Consider the following 16,991-nt stretch of genomic DNA (forward strand, 5'->3'; position numbering starts at 1 on the left):
AAATCGTTTAATTTCCCAACCTACATCATCTTCTTCACCAACTGCTCGACGGTGATGCCTTCGGCTTCGGCTTTGAAGTTACGAACCACCCGGTGACGCAGGATCGGCATGGCTACTGCCCGTACGTCTTCGATATCAGGGGAGTATTTACCAGCCAGCAGCGCATTACATTTGGCCGCCAGAATCAAGGCCTGCGAGGCACGGGGGCCAGCGCCCCATTCCAGGTACTGATTGGCTTCTGTAGACCCCATTTCTGTGTCTGGACGGGTCTTGTGAACCAGCTTTACAGCATACTCCACTACATTATCGGCCACCGGCACCCGACGGACAAGGTGCTGAAATTCACTAATCTGATCGCCGGTAATTACTCGCTGCACCTGATACCGCTGATCGGAGGTGGTGCTTTTTACAATGGCTACTTCCGATTGGTAAGACGGGTAGTCCAGATAAATGTTGAACATAAACCGGTCTAGCTGCGCTTCGGGGAGTGGGTACGTTCCTTCCTGCTCGATAGGGTTCTGCGTGGCCAAAACGAAGAACGGACGGCCCAGCGCGTAGTTCTGGCCGGCAATGGTCACCTTATACTCCTGCATGGCCTCCAGCAGAGCCGATTGTGTTTTGGGTGGTGTCCGGTTAATTTCATCGGCAAGGATGATATTGGCGAAAATAGGGCCTTTGATGAATTTGAAATTCCGGTCCTGATCGAGCGTTTCAGAGCCCAGAATATCCGAGGGCATAAGATCAGGCGTGAACTGAATTCGGTTGAAATCAAGGTCGAGCGCGCCCGCAATGGTTTGAATCAAGAGCGTTTTAGCTAACCCCGGTACGCCCACCAGCAGGCAGTGGCCCTGGCAGAAAATAGCCGTCAGCAGCAGCCGAACGGTTTCGTCCTGACCAATAATGACCTTCCCGATTTCGGTACTTAGTTTCTTGTAAGCGTCTTTCAGGGCTTCAGCAGCCTCCACGTCGGATGTATAAGGCATTAGGGAATAATAAATTAGGTATGATGAATTGAGTATGCAAAATGTAGAATGTAAACTAAAAAATGGCACGGCTCGGTACCAAATTGGTACTTAGCCGTGCCATTTTTTAGTTTACACGCTTGTTTTAGCGGGCATTAGTTCGAAGCTTGAGCACCGTTGGTCTGGGTAGTGCCAAAAATGCGGCAACTGGTGTATTCAGGATCAACGGTGATATACACATCACTGACCGATTTGCGGAACCACTCGTCGATAGCCTTGTTCTTCTTGTTCTGCAAGACGATGTTTTGCAGCTTTTCAAAGTCAAGTTTATAATCGGCCGTGTGTGGGGCAATCTTGGTTTTATAGTACAAAATCCGTACCCCAGTTTTACCGTCGTCTGACCGGTAAGGCAATACAGGGGTTATTTTACCGACAGTCATCGTGTCGAGGATCGAAAACATGGCATAATCCATCGTACCATCCATCGACATTCGTGAGTTACCAGACTGAGGGTCACGTAGAAGACCACCCGCGTCGGCTGTGGCTTTATCTTCCGAAAAACTTTTGGCTGCTTTCTCAAACTTAATGCTGTCTTTCTGAATCATCGTGCGCAGGCTGTCCAGAAACCGGGTCGACTCGGTTACATCAAGACGGCTATACTCAGGGCGAAGCAGAATGTGGCGGGCGTGGTATTCAGCACCCCGGGTTTCGATGAGCTGGATCAGGTGGAAACCAAAGTCAGACTCGATAACATCCGACAGTTCACCGGGTTTCAGCTTCAACGCGGCGGCTTCGAAAGGGGCCACCATCATACCACGTTTGGCATAACCCAGATCACCACCTTTTTCGCCCGATCCTACATCTTCCGAGTTGGCTTTGGCGAGCGTGGCAAAATCAGCGCCATGCAAAACGCTGTCTTTCAAGGCCTGTAACCGCTGCCGTAGCACATCTTTCTGCGCTTTTGTCACCACGGCATACCGGACAATCTGACCAACTTCTACCTCGGCAGGCATGTAGGGCAGGCTGTCTTTGGGAATGGTGTTGAAGAACTTGAGCACATCGCGGGGCGTAACCTTGGTTTTAGCCGTGATGGTTTCCTGCATTTTCCGGGTCAGCATCTGGTCGCGTACCTGAACGCGCACTTCGCCTTTCAGCATTTCCAGGCTCTTGCCAAACTGCTCGATGATGTTCTTCTCCGAGCCATATTGCTGAACCATGTACGACATCCGGCTATCCAACTGGCTGTCGATCTGCTTGTCTTCAACCACGACCGAGTCAATTTCCGCTTTGGCCAGCATCATCTTGTTAATAACCAGACTTTCGAGCAATTGACATTTCTGCGGAGCCTGCTGACCGTTGGCCGCATAGGATTGAAGGGCTTCTTCCAGATCCGATTTAAGCACATAGTAATTATCGACTTTGGCGATAATCTTGTTCAGCAGCACGGTCTCTTCGCCAACGGTATCGGGAGCGGCTACAGCCAACCGGGTCGGTGTAACGGCCAGTTGGGCAGCCGTAGACCGAACGGGTTTTGGTAGCGCTGTGGTGCGGGCGGCAAATCCCCCCGTGCTGAACGCCTGTGCTAACGTCAGGGTAACGCCCAGCAGACTCAGCGATGCAGTTTGTAGTTTGTTCATATTTTCTGAGTTTACTGTTTGCTGTTGCGTTGCTATTTGGGCGATTTCGCTGAAGGGCAGCGCAACAGAAAACAGCAAACAGTAACCTATTTCAAGAGTCGTTTCAATTCATCCTCGTTCACCTGAACGGGGTATTTCTGGCGCAGATCGGCTAAAAACCGTTGTTCCAGGTACGTTTGGTAATCGTTAATCACGGCACCACGGGCCTCGGCAAATGTCCGGGGACGGGGCTGTTCAATCTGGCTGATCGTGACCTGCACCACCCGATTGTTTTTGGCAAACGTGTTGGCACCTGTTTGCCACGGTAATTCGTCGACGTAAGCATTTTGCCCTTTGGCGAAGATGCCTTCTGTAATCGTTACAGCGTTGGTAACCGTACCACTTAGTACGCGGGCAATATCCTGTTTGGCCGTTGTCAGGTACGTAAATGATACGCGGCGGGCGGCATTGCCGTTGGTACGGGCACCCTGTAGGTCTTTTTCGTTGATGCGTGCCAACTGAATGCCGTTACTGGTCAGGTACGTGACGACTGACCGTAACCGACCTGCCGACGTACTGTCTTTTTCGCTGGCATCATGCGAGGCGGCTACGTCGAGCACATAGGCGGGGTTTTTTACCATCGTCACCAGTACCTCAAACAGCGCGTCGCGGCCAACGGCCGACAAGGCTGTCTGGTTAGGGTCGAAAAGCAGGTCGGCGGCCGACCGTTTCAGCGGATAAGGGCTGGCGGCTAACCGGGCTTTCGCTTCGGCAAGCAGCTTGTCGTCGGTTGCGTCGATGATTGTCGCCACGGCTCTGGCTGGGTACGTGTATTTAGCCTTGTTGCGCTCGTAAAACTCCTTTTGGCCTGTAGAATCGGTCAGGGAGCGTTCCCAGACTTTTTCTTCCATCATCTGCGACAGCAACACGCCATCGCGTACTTCCGTCAGCAGGTTCCGAAACTCGGGGTACTTCCTGTCCAGATTAGCTTCTTCGGCGGCCAGCAACTGATCGCCCACAAACCGCGTGTACATCCGCTGCATGATCCGTTGCGATGTAAGACCCGCTTCTGACCGTGGTAGTTGCTTCTGTTGGACGAATGTGAAAAATTTCGACACAGGTACGTTCATTGTAAACCCGCCTGCTCCGTTAATCGTCAATAGCGTCGATTCATCGGTCGTGGCTGGTATACGCCACCGGCCCTGTACCAGGCTTGAATCCGCTTTGGCCAGCGCGGCCTGCTTCACCGGCTCATTTTCGGTTACGGTGTATTCGCGGCCGAGGCGCTGGAGCATAGTTTGCCGAATCACTTCGGACCGGCTATCGGTTACCACTTTTTGCCGAATAGCCGGAGCCAGTTCAGCAAACGGCTCAATCGGTCTGCGTTCGATGAGCTTCAGCACATGCCAGCCGTAGTTGGTTCTGACGGGCGGGCTGTAGCTGCCTGGTGTGGTCAGCGCAAAAGCGGCTTCCTCCAGCGCAGGTACGTTTTGACCGGTCGCAAAAGGTGGGAGCTTACCGCCCGCATTTTTGCTGTTCACATCGTCGGAATAGGTTTTGGCCAGCGTCTCGAACGATTCGCCTGCCTGGAGCCTGGCATAAACTTCGTCGATGCGGGCTTTGGCGGCGGCTACGCCCGTAGGCTCGGCCGTTGGTGATAGCCGAACCAGTATATGCGCCACCTGAATCTTGCCGCGAGATGGACGACGGTCGTTTATCTGGATGAGGTGGTAACCAAACCGGGTACGTACCGGGGCCGATAAACTGCCAACAGGCGACAGGTACGCCACATTCTCGAACGGGTAGATCGTCTGAAAAACGGAGAAATAGCCCAGGTCACCACCGTTTCTGGCTACGGTAGGGTCTTTCGATACCGCTTTTGCCACGGTGGCAAAGGGCTCCCCATTCTGAATCCGTTGGCGGGCAGCCAGTGCCTGCTGATAGGCGGCAAGCGTGTCGGCGGGGGCGGCTTCTTCCGTAACCGGGATCAGAATGTGCGAAGCGCGCACTTCCTGCTGCATGCGCTGGTAGGCTTCGCTGGTTAGTTGCTCAACCAGCGTTTTATCGGTCAGGTACGTTTGCGCGAGCTGTTTGCGGTAGGTGGCCATTTCCTCGCGAAAAGCCTCGGTTGTATCGCGGCCCGACCGTTCGGCGGCGAGTACCTTCAGTTTCAGGTTGGTATACAGATCGAGGTAGCTCCGAATGTCGGTCCGCTGCGATGAGTCGGCAGATAGCTGATTCTTGGTGAAGGAATCAAAAAATTCGTCGCTGGTGAATGCTTTATTGCCTCCTAGCATCAGCACGACCGGTTTGGGCGGTGCTGTCTGAGGGGGTGTAGTGGCGACAGGCGCCGATGTTTTACAGGCCGTAACGAGCCAGAAAAGCAGGGCTGAGCCAGTAAGTCGACGGGCTGTTGGGGAGCCGAAGGGAGGGAGAGAGAGCCGCAAGAACAACGAAATTGAACCAGGTAAGCGCATGTACGATTTGCTATGTTCAAAACAGGCGAACGCCGTAGAATAGTGCCGACTGAGAACCAACAAAGATAGGACTTATTGGCCAGAAGGCTCTATTTTAACGTTTTTTAGGGTCAGATCGTACGTCAATTCATAGTCGAACGAATCGCGCAGGTGTTGGCCTGTAAAGCGGGCCGGGATCCGCATCATCCGTTTTCCCGACTTCCGGGTGGCGGCATCGGTCAGCTCAACGCTGCTCTGGCCCAGGACGTCGTCATCGTCGAGTTGATTGACGAACTGAAGGCCCATGCCCGCTGCCGTCAGTCCTGCCGTTACGTATTTAAGTGGCGTGAGGGCTTCGGCCCCGGCCAGCAGTAGGCCCGCTGGTACGCTGATAACCGTATTCACCTTCTGGATTTTTCCGACCAGTTCGGCCGCCTTGTTATAGTCGTCTACTTCGATCAGGACAATGGAGGCCACAATTCGGCCGTTTTTGGGCATCGGTAATCGAACGGGCACAGCCTGGGCCAGATTGGCCGATGCGCCTTTAGCCATCGCCTGCACGCCCCAGCCGCCATTGACCACGCCAACGGCTTTGTTATTGGCATCGTAGCTCACCAGCGAGTAGGCCAGCATAACCTCATCGCGGCGGCTGAGCGTTTCTTCGAGGTTGTTGGCCTTGAGCGAGTTGGGTTTTAATTCGGCCGTGAGCGGGCGAGGGGCTGCGCAGGAGGCAAGCAGAAGAAGCGTAAGGCCGCAGAGCGGAAGTTTCATAAAGTGATGGGAGAAGCTTTTCGTTACAACGGATTCTACAAATAAAAAGTCTTTTCTTTGTTCATGTAACCAAACGTCAGCAACTAACCGTTTTACCATGAAAACGATCAGGTACGTTCTGCTCATCATTGTCTGCTTCAGCCAGATTAGTCAAGGAATTGCATCGGATACGCTACGGGTGAAAACGAAGCTGTCGTTCAACCCGAAAAGCCGAATATCAACCACTACCTCGCCTACGGCACCGTCCCCCTACACCAGTGAATATATAGGATTTCCTTATTGTGATACGGCGGCTTTTACGGTCGTTACCCTAAATATAAACCAACAACTGTTTAGCTCGTATAAAGAGAAACGACGTACGCTTGCACAATTCTTGGAACTTCAGAAACGGTATTCTATCGACACCACTCAACTGGTGCCCCGGCGGATTAAAAGCTATGTATCTGTATTTACTGGATTGAAGGGACCCAAAAAGGTAATTATCGTCGATGCCAACAATAATCACGATTTCTCGGATGATACGGCCTACGAATTCGATACGCTGACGATGGAGCGGAGTTACAAAGGTGATACCATTGAACTTGCTCCGTTGGTTAGGGTGCAGTATGAAAACGCCACGAAACAGGGTGTACAGCCAGCGCATACGTACCTGCGTATTCTGCCTTACGATTCGGATTACGGATTAGGAGGTATAGAAGGGCTGTTAGTCGTTTATGTTCAGACCCAAGTATATCGGGAAGGTAGTTTTGAGGTGGATGGTCAAGCCTACAAAGTGAGTATGTCACCAGGTAGCTGGGAGCAAACGGACGATTACACCAAACCCGACCTAAAAATACAACTAGCTGATTTGCTTTACGACGCAAATAAGGAGATCCGTATTTCAGTTGGTAAAGACATGCTAGCTGGTAACCACCTGTTTACCATTCTGTCGAGCACGAAAGATGGCGAGTTGACGCTGGTAGCCGAACGGTACGACCCCAACCGAGTAGGCGGGCGGGTTCGTAATTTGGCTCCGCTGCTTGTTGGAAAAACAGACAATAACGCAGACTTGGCCATTAATGAGTTGTGGAAAAAAGGAGGCTATGTGCTACTTGATTTCTGGGGTTCCTGGTGCGGGCCGTGCATTGCAAGTATACCTGCGTTGAAAGCGTTGCACGGGCAGGTAAAAGCCGATAAAATTCAGTTTATTGGCGTCGATTATGAATACAATGAAGAGGGCCTGATGAAGGCCCGCAAGATTGAGGCTGACAAACAGCTTAGCTGGCAGCAGGTAGTTGAGTTTTCGGGCAAACAAAACGAGGCCAGTATTCCCCGGCGGCTTGGCGTACAGGCATATCCCACATATATGTTGATCTCGCCGGAAGGGCGCATTCTGATGCGGGAGGGTGGAGAAACGGGCCTTGTTGCCATAAAAGCGAAGCTGGCGCAGTTGGGGTTATTCACGCGGTAGCAGGCCACGTTGTATCTTTGCAGCCTATGCGCTTAGTTACCTATAACGTCAATGGCATCCGGGCGGCCATCAAAAACGGCCTGATCGACTGGCTGCGCGAGAATCCGGTCGATGTGCTTTGCCTTCAGGAAGTGAAAGCGACGCACGATGTAGTTGACCTGACGCTCTTCGATGAACTTGGGTTTACCTACCACTGGCATGCCGCCGAAAAGAAAGGCTATTCGGGCGTGGCTACATTCGCTAAAATGCCCGCCGATAATGCCGTGCTGGGCTGCGGACTAGCCCATTACGACTGTGAGGGGCGTATTCTACGGACGGATTTCGGCGATCTTACCATCCTGAACTGCTATTTCCCATCAGGTACGTCGGGCGAATTGCGTCAGGGTTTCAAAATGCAGTTTCTGGATGAGTTTTTCGACTACGCCCAAAACCTGCGTCAGTCGCGGCCGAACCTGATCGTGGTGGGTGATTATAACATTGCCCATACCGAAATCGATATTCATGATCCCGTTCGGAACAAGTATACGACGGGTTTTTTGCCGGAAGAACGTACCTGGATGACCAAGTGGTTTGCCAGTGGGTTCGTTGATGCGTTCCGTGAAAAGAATCCCGAATCGGTTGAATATAGCTGGTGGAGCTACCGGGCTGGGGCACGAGCCAATAACAAAGGCTGGCGAATCGATTATATTTCCCTGGCCGAACCCCTGCGCGACCGCCTGCTGGCCGCCGGTCATCATCCGTCAGCCGTTCACTCGGATCACGGTCCTGTCTGGGCAGAAATTGTACCACGGACTTCAGTCCGTTTTTAACAAAAAAGCGGACTGAAGTCCGTGGTACTTACCCTATGCATTACCTTATTTACAAACCCTTCGGCATGTTGTCGCAGTTCTCGGCGGAAGGGGAAAAGCAGACGCTGGCTGATCTATCTTTCGCCATTGAGCGGGACGTTTATCCCGTTGGGCGGCTCGATGCGGATAGCGAAGGGTTACTGCTGCTAACCAACGATAAATCGATCAACCACCGCCTGCTCGATCCACGCTTTGCTCACGAACGTACCTATTACGTGCAGGTAGATGGAACTGTGACGGATGACGCGTTGACTAAACTGGCTGACGGTGTGACGATTACCGTTGATGGGAAACCCCATGCTACACTTCCCGCTATTGCCCGACGGATCGACGAGCCGGCTTTGCCGCCCCGTAATCCGCCCATTCGGTACCGGGCGGCAATTCCAACGTCATGGATCGCCTTGACCCTCACCGAAGGAAAAAATCGTCAGGTACGTAAGATGACGGCCGCTGTTGGCTTTCCAACGCTCCGGCTGGTACGCTGGGCCATTGGGCATCTCACTGCCGAAGGCATGCAACCCGCTGATGTACGGGCCATCCCTGAATCGGACATCACTCAACTACTCCATACGAATGGCGCAGCCACTACTCGTTTGCCTTTACGGCCCCGAAAGCGTCGGTAAAACCACGATGGCCCAGCAACTGGCCGCCCATTACCAGACGGTGTACGTACCTGAAGTGGCACGCGATCTGATCACGTCTAACGACTTGACAAGCGATGATTACGCCCGCATCGCTGTGGCGCAGACGGCCGCTGTCGCGCAGGCTATTCCGCAGGCAAACCGGGTATTGATTTGCGATACAGACCTGATAACCACGCAATTATATGCTACCATCTACGGCGTGCCGCACCCCGCCGAATTAACGGAACTGGCGGCTCAGGAGAACTTCGATGCTTACTTTCTGCTAAACCCGGATGTGCCCTGGGTGGCTGATGGCCTGCGCGATCTGGGTCATCGCCGCGCCGAAATGTACAACCTGTTCGAACAGGCGTTAACCGAGCGCGGCATCAGGTACGTTGTCGTTTCGGGTGCTGATTATGAAGCCCGTACGCAACAGGTAATTAACGTAATTGATACGCTACTGGGCGAGATAATACAGTAACCCACCGAACATTGCTCCAACTACTCCTCCCGTTACAAGCTCGACTAACGTGTGCCTGTTTAGCTGAAATCTAGACCAGCCAACCAGTGGAATGAAGGCTAGACATAATACGCCGATCTTTAGGTCTAAAAGCAGTAACAGGAAAGCCAGGTATGTATTCAGCGATACGTGTAATGAGCTTTTGATGAACTGATTGACGAATTGCGATGTGACCAGGAGCAAAGTTGCCATCAGGAAACTGAGGCGTAGTATATAGGATTGGTTTGTCAGGTAAACCACAAGTGTGACACCAAGTAGCAGACTTATAACCAGATAATACCAGGTCTGGCGCTGTTTCTGATCTGAAACGTCAAAGTTGGTATGAACGCCCTTCAACTGTTTTCGATACATGCTAACTGCAAGAGGCACAAAAAGACCACTCACAAGCAGCAACGCCAGTAATGATGCATTGGCAAGTGGTTCATAGCGGAACAGAGCTACCAATGAACAACCAGGGAGCGTGAGTAGCGGATGGCCAGCAACAGATATATACCGAGCAAGTGTGGTTACCAGGGGCCGTTTTGTCAAAATAACTCTTTCGCGATTTTCTGAACGTTATCTCCCTTGCCCATTGTGTAAAAATGGAGTACTGGCGCACCGGCGGCAATCAGTTCGCGGCCTTGTTGGATGCTCCACTCAATACCTACCTGCCGGGCTTGCGCGTCATTCTCGCAGGCAGCAATGGCGTTGACCAGGTCGTCGGGCATGTGAAGGTGAAACAGGCGAGGCAGTATGTCCAGTTGCTTCCGGGTACTGATTGGTTTCAGGCCCGGAATAATCGGGATATTAATGTCGTGTTCCCGGCACCGTTTCACAAAATCGAAGTAGCGGGCGTTGTCGAAAAACATCTGCGTAACGATGTAATCGGCTCCCCTGGCGATTTTCTGCTTTAGAAAATCGAAGTCGATGTCGTGGTTTTCGGCTTCGAAGTGTTTCTCCGGGTAGGCCGCAACGCCAATGCAGAAGTCGGTGGGGGTCATTGCCGTGTCTTCTTCGTGCAGGTACTGCCCCCGATTCATATTGGCAACCTGCTCAACCAGTTCGCTCGCATACGAATAGCCATTTTCTTTGGCTTTAAAGGTTTTAAACGGCTTGGCCGGATCGCCACGCAGTACCAGCACGTTATCGATGCCGAGGTAATTCAAGTCGATAAGGAAGTCTTCGGTCTCATCGCGCGAAAAGCCGCCACACAGCACGTGCGGCACTGCGTCGACGTCGAAGCGGTGCATAATGGCCGAGCAGATGCCTACTGTACCGGGTCGTTTGCGGGTCACGATCTTGCGAATGGTGCCATCAGCCTGCGGTTGCTCGATATACTCTTCACGGTGATAGGTAACATCAATAAACGGGGGCCTGAACTCCATCAGCGGCTCAATGTTGCCGAGCAGATTCTTTAGGTTGTCGCCCTTGATGGGGGGAATTACTTCAATTGAAAAGATCGGCTTGCCATTGGCGCGGCGGATGTGTTCGGTAATCTTGGTCATTGGGTGGGTATCCTTTAAAGAAGGTTAATCTATTCGGCAACAAAACTAGGACTGGAAATGCTCCATCGAATCGACACTCCGCTGGCAAGGCCGCTACTCCACGGATTTACTGACACGTTGGCCCGGCCCGCTGGCTGGTTGCCACGTCGCCGGGTTTCGTGGAGCTTCGGGATGCCCCAACCCGCCAGCGACCCCATCGCCGCGCCAACCAGCAGGTCGCTGGGGAAATGCTGGCCCGCTTCGTACCGGAGATAGGCTGTTCCGGTAGCCAGCCCCAGCGAGCCGACCCACACCCACGGTTTAGCCCTGGAATCTGGGTGGTAGTGGCGGAAAACTTCGGCGGCAAATACGGCCGTGGCAAAAGCGTTGGACGCGTGTCCCGAATAAAAAGACCGTTGCGTGTCTTTGTCGAGCTTCTCGCTGAGGGGAGCGGCGGCGTTGTAGGCGAAGGGCCGGGTACGTTCCACCGCATCTTTCACCGCACTTTTAACCCCGTTCGTAAGCAGCATGGTCTCTACATACATGACGCCAACGGTAAATAGCTCGCTCTTGAAAAAGGAGTAGGTCAAGGTTGGTTTGGGCTCACCCGGCACCATCTGGGTACGTCCGGGAACGGCATTGGCCGGTGCTTTGGCCGACAGAATAACCAGCCCTGTCAGCCCGATACCCGCACCCAGTGTGAGGTCGCTAAGGTGGGCGGCATCGGGCGAATACTGGTTTGTCGCCGACCGGTCGTACGCGGGGATAGCGGTCTTATTCAGTTGTGCAACGCCATCGACGGTCAGCGGGTCCAGGCTTTTATTGAACACATAAGCTGCTCCATACGACGCCACTCCTGTGCTCAGCAGTATAATCTCGCGGCCCGTTTTTAACGAATAAGGGGACTGATTTACGGGTGGCGAACTCCGCGATACAGTATCGACCTGGGCGTAGGCGGTGAGAGAAAGGGAAACGAATAAGCCTAAAAGCGATTTTTTCATAAACGATCAACGCCGGGAATCTCCATTCCGGGAATATCCATTCCGGGTACGTTCCCAAGCCAGACAATCCGGCCTTCAACGGGAGAGTAACCCATTTCTTTGTATAACTCGATAAAGGTAGCGAGATACGATTCGGTTTGGTCGCCCAGGCTCTGGTACTGCACGAGAATGATACCGCCATCCGGGCGGTGAACAACGCGGTGCGGTGCTCCTTTGGCCTGTTTTTGGGTCAGAATGCTCCGGTCTGTGTCGATGCGCCGGTCATAGCCAAACACGTCTGTCAGGTCGGGGTGGGTAACGATCATTGACAGCCCTTCGCGCAGATCAGCGATTTCGACCGACCGAATAACACCTTCGCGCACGAGCCGCCCGAGCGTTTTATCAACGCAATCGACTCCTTTAATAAAGCTCAGGGCGGCGCATAGTTTCCGGTCACGCTCGCGGTTCTGCTCAAACGTCCGAGTGTCGAAAACGCGTTCGGCCATCCGGCGTAACTGCATATTCTGTCCGCGCGATCCGCTTTTAATCGACTGTAAATCAATAGGTAGCGTGACGGTACTGTTTTCGGCGGCTGTAGACTCATTTAGTAGTCGCGGGCCAACTCCGTTGATGAGTATGTACTGGCAGCGACCTTCTTCCCAGTAGCAACCTGCCTGTTTGGCTACCTCGCTGTCGCGCAGGAAACTGTGTAGCCAATACGCCGCTGTGGCCTGGCCACGTGCATTGCTGAACTCTTTGCGTTCGGCAATGATGTACAGTCGATCAACGGGGCGGGTAAATGCCACGTAGAGCAGGTTCATGTTTTCGATGAACGTGCGGCTTTTCTCGTCGCTGTACTGTTCTCTCACCTCGTCGGGCGTGGCGTCTAGCTGTTGCGTCAGGGTTACCTGTGCGTTCATCAACCGGCTCAGGCTCCCGTCGGGCATGGTCACCGCCAATGGATTGGTTTCGACCGTGCTCAGATCTACCCAGATGGTGTCTCTGGGGTTCGGGTCAACCGTCCAGTCAGCGAAAGGAATAATCACGACGGGATATTCCAGTCCCTTCGCTTTATGGATCGTTTGAATCGTAACGGCGTCGGAGGTAAGTCCTTCGCTCACCGATACCTTCAGTTTAGCCGTTTCCCAGTGCGTCAGGAAGTCGGCCAGATGCCCGCTTTCCCGGCCGCAGAACGTAAGAATTTCGTCGAGGAAGCGAAAGAGGAACGGCTGGTCGTGGGGGCGGTTGAACAGGTGAAAACAGTGCGCCAGTTTCTCGGCCAGTTCATACACGTTCAGTTGTACCAGCCCCGCCGGGTCCAGGTTGTAGCCATCTTTCGCCAGGTAATCAAATACGGGTGCTTCATCGGGCGCATCGGCTACCAGGCGAAGCACTTCCGTTTGCGCGTCGTTGGGAACCCGGTTATGTACAACGCTATGGTAGAGGTAAAGCATCTCATACCGCACCGGCTTCTGCCCCGGCCGACTGAGCATGGTCAGCATGGCGATTAGTAACCGTACCGGTTCTGAAAATTGGAGCGACAACGAATCGGCCGACGAGAGAGGAATGCCCAGCCGGTTCAGCTCATTGGCCACCAGTTGGGCACTTTTCCGGCTGCGGGTCAGCACTGCCATATCGCCAAACGCATACCCATCAGCCTGCGCCCGCCGAACGTGTTCAATGGTCTGCTTCACCATTTCGTTGGCCACTTTACCGCCTGTACCCAGGTCATCAGCACCGATAAAGTCGATCTGGATATGACCAGTATCGGGAGCCTTTGGCGACGGCTTTTGCTGGAATTTCTTCAGGGCATCGTACACTTCGTCGATGCGTTGGTTTGTGTGGGCGTATTTGCGGGCAACGAAGTCGAAAAAGTCATTGTTGAACTGCACGATTGGTCGGGCCGACCGCCAGTTGGTGTCAAGCAATTGTGGTTGGATCTGTCCGTTCAGTGCGTCGATGCGTTCGGCCGTCCAGGTATGGGGGCCGTGCAGGCGTTGCAGGCTGTTGAGGTTGCCCCGGTGCAGGGCCACAATCTGATCCATGTCGCCGCCCCGAAACCGGTAGATGGCCTGTTTGCCATCGCCCACCGCCAGGTTGAAATACCCGCTGCCGAGGGCATTTTCGATCAGTGGCATCAGGTTGGCGAACTGAAGCTGGGAGGTGTCCTGAAATTCGTCGATCAGGATATGGTTGTATTTACTCCCCAGCCGCTCGAACAGAAACGGCACGGGTTCGGTCTCGACAATGGCTTTAATGCGCTTGTTGAATTCCGAAATATGCACCCGGTTATCTTTCCGAAGCAGGTCGACAAACTCGTCGCGAATCTGTTTCAGCAGGGCCATTTTCTGCAAATGCGGATCAATGGCCCGGTACAGCGTCAGTAGTTTTTCGTTGGCCTCGCGCTCGTCAAGAATCGCATTAAAGCAATCGCAGAGGGTACTGGCGATGCTGTCAATAGCGGCCCGTGTACTGGCCGGGGTTGTTTTGGTATACCAGTTGCCTTCCAGTATAGCCGCAGTATGATAGCTATTTGTCTTTTTGTCGGTTTCTCCGGCGGCAACCGCTTTGAAAAAGCCACCGATACCGCTGTCTTTCCGACTAAAATCGAGTTCGGTTAAACCTGCACTGGTGATGTGTTCCCAGGCAGTTTTTCCATGATTCTGAATCCGGTCGGCCACGTCGGCACCGAAGGTGAGTAACTGCTGCCTGATGGTCCGAATCTGGCCCGGTGTCAGGTCGGCAATACGACCCACGGCTTCGTAATGCTGGTCGGAGGTGAGCACGTTACCAAAATCCCGAAGTGCCTCGGCGATCTGATTCCAGCTACGGCCTTCGCGGGCAGTTTCCTCGAAAATCTGGTGCAGGATATGGGTAATGTCGGCCATTTCCTCGGTGCCAACGCGCTCGATCAGGTTGTCGACGGCTACTTCCAGCACCCGGTCAGTGTCCATTTCCACTTCGAACGAATAGGGGAGTCCTAACTCGTCGGTGAAAGCCATCACGAGCCGCTGCGTGAACGAGTCGATGGTCGTTACCGAGAAATCGGAATAGCGGTGCAGAATGGATTGAAACAGTCGGCGGCAGCGGCCCCGGACGAGTTCGGTCAAGGCCGGAAAGCTGGGAGAATCAGGTGCTTTTTTTGTCAGTTCTGCCGTCAATTCGCTCAAAAAACGTTCTGATGCCGGGTTGTTCTGCGCGATGCCGGATACTTCGCGCAGAATTCGTTCTTTCATTTCATTAGCCGCAGCGTTGGTAAACGTGATGGCCAGAATAGTTCGGAAATACGTGCCCTTAAACGTGTCCGACTCGGTCACCGTCCGGCCTTCCCCCAGCGCAAGCTTCAGGTACTCTTTGGTCAGGGTGTACGTTTTCCCCGACCCGGCAGAAGCACTGTATACGTTGAACATGACTGAGAAAATAGGTTCAAGGGTCAACGTCTAACGTATAAAGTTGCTCCGCCGTTTCGCCAGACGCTATCGGGTGAAGCAACTTTATATGTTAGGCGTTGAACGTTGGGCAATTACCTTTGACCCTGTTTTCAAAGATTGAACCGTATCCCAAGGCCCGAGCTAATACTCAGGAAGAGGGGGGAGGGTAGCACTTCGGCGTAGAGGCCTAATTCGGCAAAGATGGAGTACTGTTTGTTGGGTACGAAGTATTCAATACCCGCTACCGCCGAGCCACCCAGCGCAATGGCACTTTCGTAATCATTCGTGGCCGCAAACCGATCGGGGTAATAGCGGCGGCTGTTGATCTGCCCACCGAAACCGTAATACCCACGAATATTGTCATTGCCCAACACCCGGTCGTGCCAGAGATAATGGCCCTGAACGCTGAGACCCACCGTTTTGTAATAGCCACTCCGGTAGGCGCGGTTGTTGCCGTACAGGCCACCATACGTACCCACGTTCAGATCGAACGCGTGGTTCTCGCCGAAATATTTTCGGATGTTAACGCCCGCCGGTTCCCCGATTCGGAAGCCAAAGGCCCAGTTGTTGTATTGAGCAACCGCCTGTTTGGGCGTGGCCATGCACGCGGTGAGAATGGCGATAAGTAAAAGGATACGGCGCATGATAAGGTACAGTAGAAGGTTGGTAACGCGGACTTCAGTCCGCTTTTACGAGACAAAAAACGGACTGAAGTCCGCGTTACATAAACTAAATGGGTACGGCAATGGAATGGAGGACGTCCATCAGGCGGGCGTTTTCGGCCTCGGTACCCACGGTGATTCGCAGACAGTCTTCACAGCGCGTTACGCTCGACCGGTCGCGCACAATGACTTTACTGTCAATGAGTTGCTCGAAAACCGAATGAGCTTCGTCGAAACGGACGAGCAGGAAGTTCGCGTCTGAAGGGAACACGTGCTGCACGTTCGGCAACGTACCTAACTGCCGGGCCAGCCGGTCGCGCTCGGTTAAGGTTTGCTGCACCATTGCCTCTTTCTGGGCAACGTGGTCCAGAGCGTCCAGGGCCAGTGCCTGCGAAGGAGCCGAAATATTGTAGGGCGGTTTGATAATGTTCATCACCCGGATCAGCTCAGCCGAGGCGAAGCACATGCCGAGGCGTAGCGCGGCCAGTCCCCACGCTTTTGAGAAGGTTTGGAGCACCACCAGGTTTGGGTACGTGTCCAGGTACGTTGTCCAGGACGCATAGCCCGGTCCGGCAAAGTCGATGTACGCTTCGTCGACGACCACCAGCGCTGAGTTGGCTGCTTCGATCACCTGCCGGATAGCGTCTGACTCAATGAGATTACCGGATGGGTTATTGGGCGAGCAGATCCAGATGATCTTCGTTTGGGCATCGATAGCCGCCAGCACCGCCGGTAAATCCAGTTGGTAATCCGTCGTGAGCGGGACTTTTTTTACCGTTACGTCGTTGAGGCGGGCCGACACTTCGTACATGCCGTAGGTAGGCGGCAGCAGCAGCACGTTGTCTACCCCCGGCCGACAGGTAGCCCGAACCAGCAAATCAATGGGCTCGTCGGAGCCATTACCCAGAAAAAGCTGATTGGTCTGAACCCCTTTCAACGGGGCTAGCCGGGCTTTTATGGCCGTTTGATGCGGATCGGGGTATCGGTTATACTGCCCCGAATGCGTAGTTGACCCGAGCGCATTTTCGTTGGCGTCCAGAAATACGCCTTCCGTACCCGTGTATTCGTCACGGGCGGATGAATAGGGCGTCAGCGAGGCAATGTGTGGCCGAAGAACGGCGGCTAAATTAAACATGATAGTTAGACAGACGTGTCACTCAGCAAAGGTAACGCCGGAGCCTTTAACTTTAGTAGATGAGCGGGGCATAG

Annotated in this window: 13 protein-coding genes; 4 read left to right on the plus strand and 9 right to left on the minus strand. The window is 53.5% G+C overall.

From position 1 onward, the window contains the following. Positions 1 to 20: 20 nt before the first annotated feature. The 4 genes from ACFE8Q_RS10635 to ACFE8Q_RS10650 form a co-directional block, all read right to left on the minus strand. Positions 21 to 983, minus strand: a complete 963-nt coding sequence (locus ACFE8Q_RS10635; RefSeq protein ID WP_375445370.1) for an AAA family ATPase — start codon at positions 981 to 983, stop codon at positions 21 to 23. A 134-nt stretch (positions 984 to 1,117) separates the two neighbouring features. Next, on the minus strand, positions 1,118 to 2,599 hold the full coding sequence (locus ACFE8Q_RS10640) for a peptidylprolyl isomerase (protein ID WP_375445371.1): 1,482 nt from the start codon (positions 2,597 to 2,599) through the stop codon (positions 1,118 to 1,120). A gap of 86 nt (positions 2,600 to 2,685) precedes the next feature. Next, entirely contained in the window at positions 2,686 to 5,025 is a 2,340-nt protein-coding gene (locus ACFE8Q_RS10645) for a peptidylprolyl isomerase (protein WP_375445372.1), read from the minus strand. A 102-nt stretch (positions 5,026 to 5,127) separates the two neighbouring features. After that, on the minus strand, positions 5,128 to 5,805 hold the full coding sequence (locus ACFE8Q_RS10650) for a hypothetical protein (RefSeq protein WP_375445373.1): 678 nt from the start codon (positions 5,803 to 5,805) through the stop codon (positions 5,128 to 5,130). Positions 5,806 to 5,902: 97 nt separating this feature from the next. Here ACFE8Q_RS10650 and ACFE8Q_RS10655 point away from each other — a divergent pair, with 97 nt between their 5' ends. The 4 genes from ACFE8Q_RS10655 to ACFE8Q_RS10670 are packed head-to-tail and all read left to right on the plus strand — an operon-like array spanning position 5,903 to position 9,207. Then, complete coding sequence (locus ACFE8Q_RS10655) at positions 5,903 to 7,255, plus strand: TlpA family protein disulfide reductase (RefSeq protein ID WP_375445374.1); 1,353 nt, start codon at positions 5,903 to 5,905, stop codon at positions 7,253 to 7,255. 26 nt (positions 7,256 to 7,281) lie between these two features. After that, entirely contained in the window at positions 7,282 to 8,064 is a 783-nt protein-coding gene (locus tag ACFE8Q_RS10660; RefSeq protein WP_375445375.1) for an exodeoxyribonuclease III, read from the plus strand. 35 nt (positions 8,065 to 8,099) lie between these two features. Next, positions 8,100 to 8,726, plus strand: coding sequence for a pseudouridine synthase (locus ACFE8Q_RS10665; protein ID WP_375445376.1), 627 nt, complete (start codon positions 8,100 to 8,102; stop codon positions 8,724 to 8,726). Beyond that, positions 8,677 to 9,207 (plus strand): AAA family ATPase, encoded by a 531-nt coding sequence (locus ACFE8Q_RS10670; protein ID WP_375445377.1) that lies wholly within the window; start codon positions 8,677 to 8,679, stop codon positions 9,205 to 9,207. The genes ACFE8Q_RS10665 and ACFE8Q_RS10670 overlap by 50 nt, the downstream gene beginning before the upstream one ends. A 563-nt stretch (positions 9,208 to 9,770) precedes the next feature. Here the strand turns inward: ACFE8Q_RS10670 and ACFE8Q_RS10675 are convergent. The 5 genes from ACFE8Q_RS10675 to hisC all read right to left on the minus strand — a co-directional run bounded on the left by ACFE8Q_RS10675 (position 9,771) and on the right by hisC (position 16,917). Further along, complete coding sequence (locus ACFE8Q_RS10675) at positions 9,771 to 10,730, minus strand: methylenetetrahydrofolate reductase (RefSeq protein ID WP_375445378.1); 960 nt, start codon at positions 10,728 to 10,730, stop codon at positions 9,771 to 9,773. Between the two features lie 29 nt (positions 10,731 to 10,759). After that, complete coding sequence (locus tag ACFE8Q_RS10680) at positions 10,760 to 11,710, minus strand: phosphatase PAP2 family protein (RefSeq protein WP_375445379.1); 951 nt, start codon at positions 11,708 to 11,710, stop codon at positions 10,760 to 10,762. After that, on the minus strand, positions 11,707 to 15,099 hold the full coding sequence (locus tag ACFE8Q_RS10685; protein ID WP_375445380.1) for a UvrD-helicase domain-containing protein: 3,393 nt from the start codon (positions 15,097 to 15,099) through the stop codon (positions 11,707 to 11,709). Before ACFE8Q_RS10685 ends, ACFE8Q_RS10680 begins: the two co-directional genes overlap by 4 nt. Before the next feature lie 131 nt (positions 15,100 to 15,230). Continuing rightward, positions 15,231 to 15,764 carry a hypothetical protein gene (locus tag ACFE8Q_RS10690; protein ID WP_375445381.1) on the minus strand — a complete coding sequence of 178 codons (534 nt, stop codon included), beginning with the start codon at positions 15,762 to 15,764 and terminating at the stop codon, positions 15,231 to 15,233. Between the two features lie 85 nt (positions 15,765 to 15,849). Beyond that, positions 15,850 to 16,917, minus strand: coding sequence for a histidinol-phosphate transaminase (hisC, locus tag ACFE8Q_RS10695; protein ID WP_375445382.1), 1,068 nt, complete (start codon positions 16,915 to 16,917; stop codon positions 15,850 to 15,852). Positions 16,918 to 16,991 lie beyond the last annotated feature (74 nt).

The organism is uncultured Fibrella sp., assembly GCF_964250085.1.
In the GTDB taxonomy this organism is placed as follows: domain Bacteria; phylum Bacteroidota; class Bacteroidia; order Cytophagales; family Spirosomataceae; genus Fibrella.

Excerpts from the sequence above, each read along its gene's own strand:
- ACFE8Q_RS10665 (WP_375445376.1), top strand. The coding sequence starts at position 8,100 with ATGCATTACCTTATTTACAAACCCTTCGGCATGTTGTCGCAGTTCTCG.
- ACFE8Q_RS10685 (WP_375445380.1), bottom strand. The coding sequence starts at position 15,099 with ATGTTCAACGTATACAGTGCTTCTGCCGGGTCGGGGAAAACGTACACC.
- hisC (WP_375445382.1), bottom strand. The coding sequence starts at position 16,917 with ATGTTTAATTTAGCCGCCGTTCTTCGGCCACACATTGCCTCGCTGACG.
- ACFE8Q_RS10690 (WP_375445381.1), bottom strand. The coding sequence starts at position 15,764 with ATGCGCCGTATCCTTTTACTTATCGCCATTCTCACCGCGTGCATGGCC.
- ACFE8Q_RS10640 (WP_375445371.1), bottom strand. The coding sequence starts at position 2,599 with ATGAACAAACTACAAACTGCATCGCTGAGTCTGCTGGGCGTTACCCTG.
- ACFE8Q_RS10655 (WP_375445374.1), top strand. The coding sequence starts at position 5,903 with ATGAAAACGATCAGGTACGTTCTGCTCATCATTGTCTGCTTCAGCCAG.
- ACFE8Q_RS10670 (WP_375445377.1), top strand. The coding sequence starts at position 8,677 with ATGGCGCAGCCACTACTCGTTTGCCTTTACGGCCCCGAAAGCGTCGGT.
- ACFE8Q_RS10675 (WP_375445378.1), bottom strand. The coding sequence starts at position 10,730 with ATGACCAAGATTACCGAACACATCCGCCGCGCCAATGGCAAGCCGATC.
- ACFE8Q_RS10680 (WP_375445379.1), bottom strand. The coding sequence starts at position 11,710 with ATGAAAAAATCGCTTTTAGGCTTATTCGTTTCCCTTTCTCTCACCGCC.
- ACFE8Q_RS10660 (WP_375445375.1), top strand. The coding sequence starts at position 7,282 with ATGCGCTTAGTTACCTATAACGTCAATGGCATCCGGGCGGCCATCAAA.
- ACFE8Q_RS10650 (WP_375445373.1), bottom strand. The coding sequence starts at position 5,805 with ATGAAACTTCCGCTCTGCGGCCTTACGCTTCTTCTGCTTGCCTCCTGC.
- ACFE8Q_RS10635 (WP_375445370.1), bottom strand. The coding sequence starts at position 983 with ATGCCTTATACATCCGACGTGGAGGCTGCTGAAGCCCTGAAAGACGCT.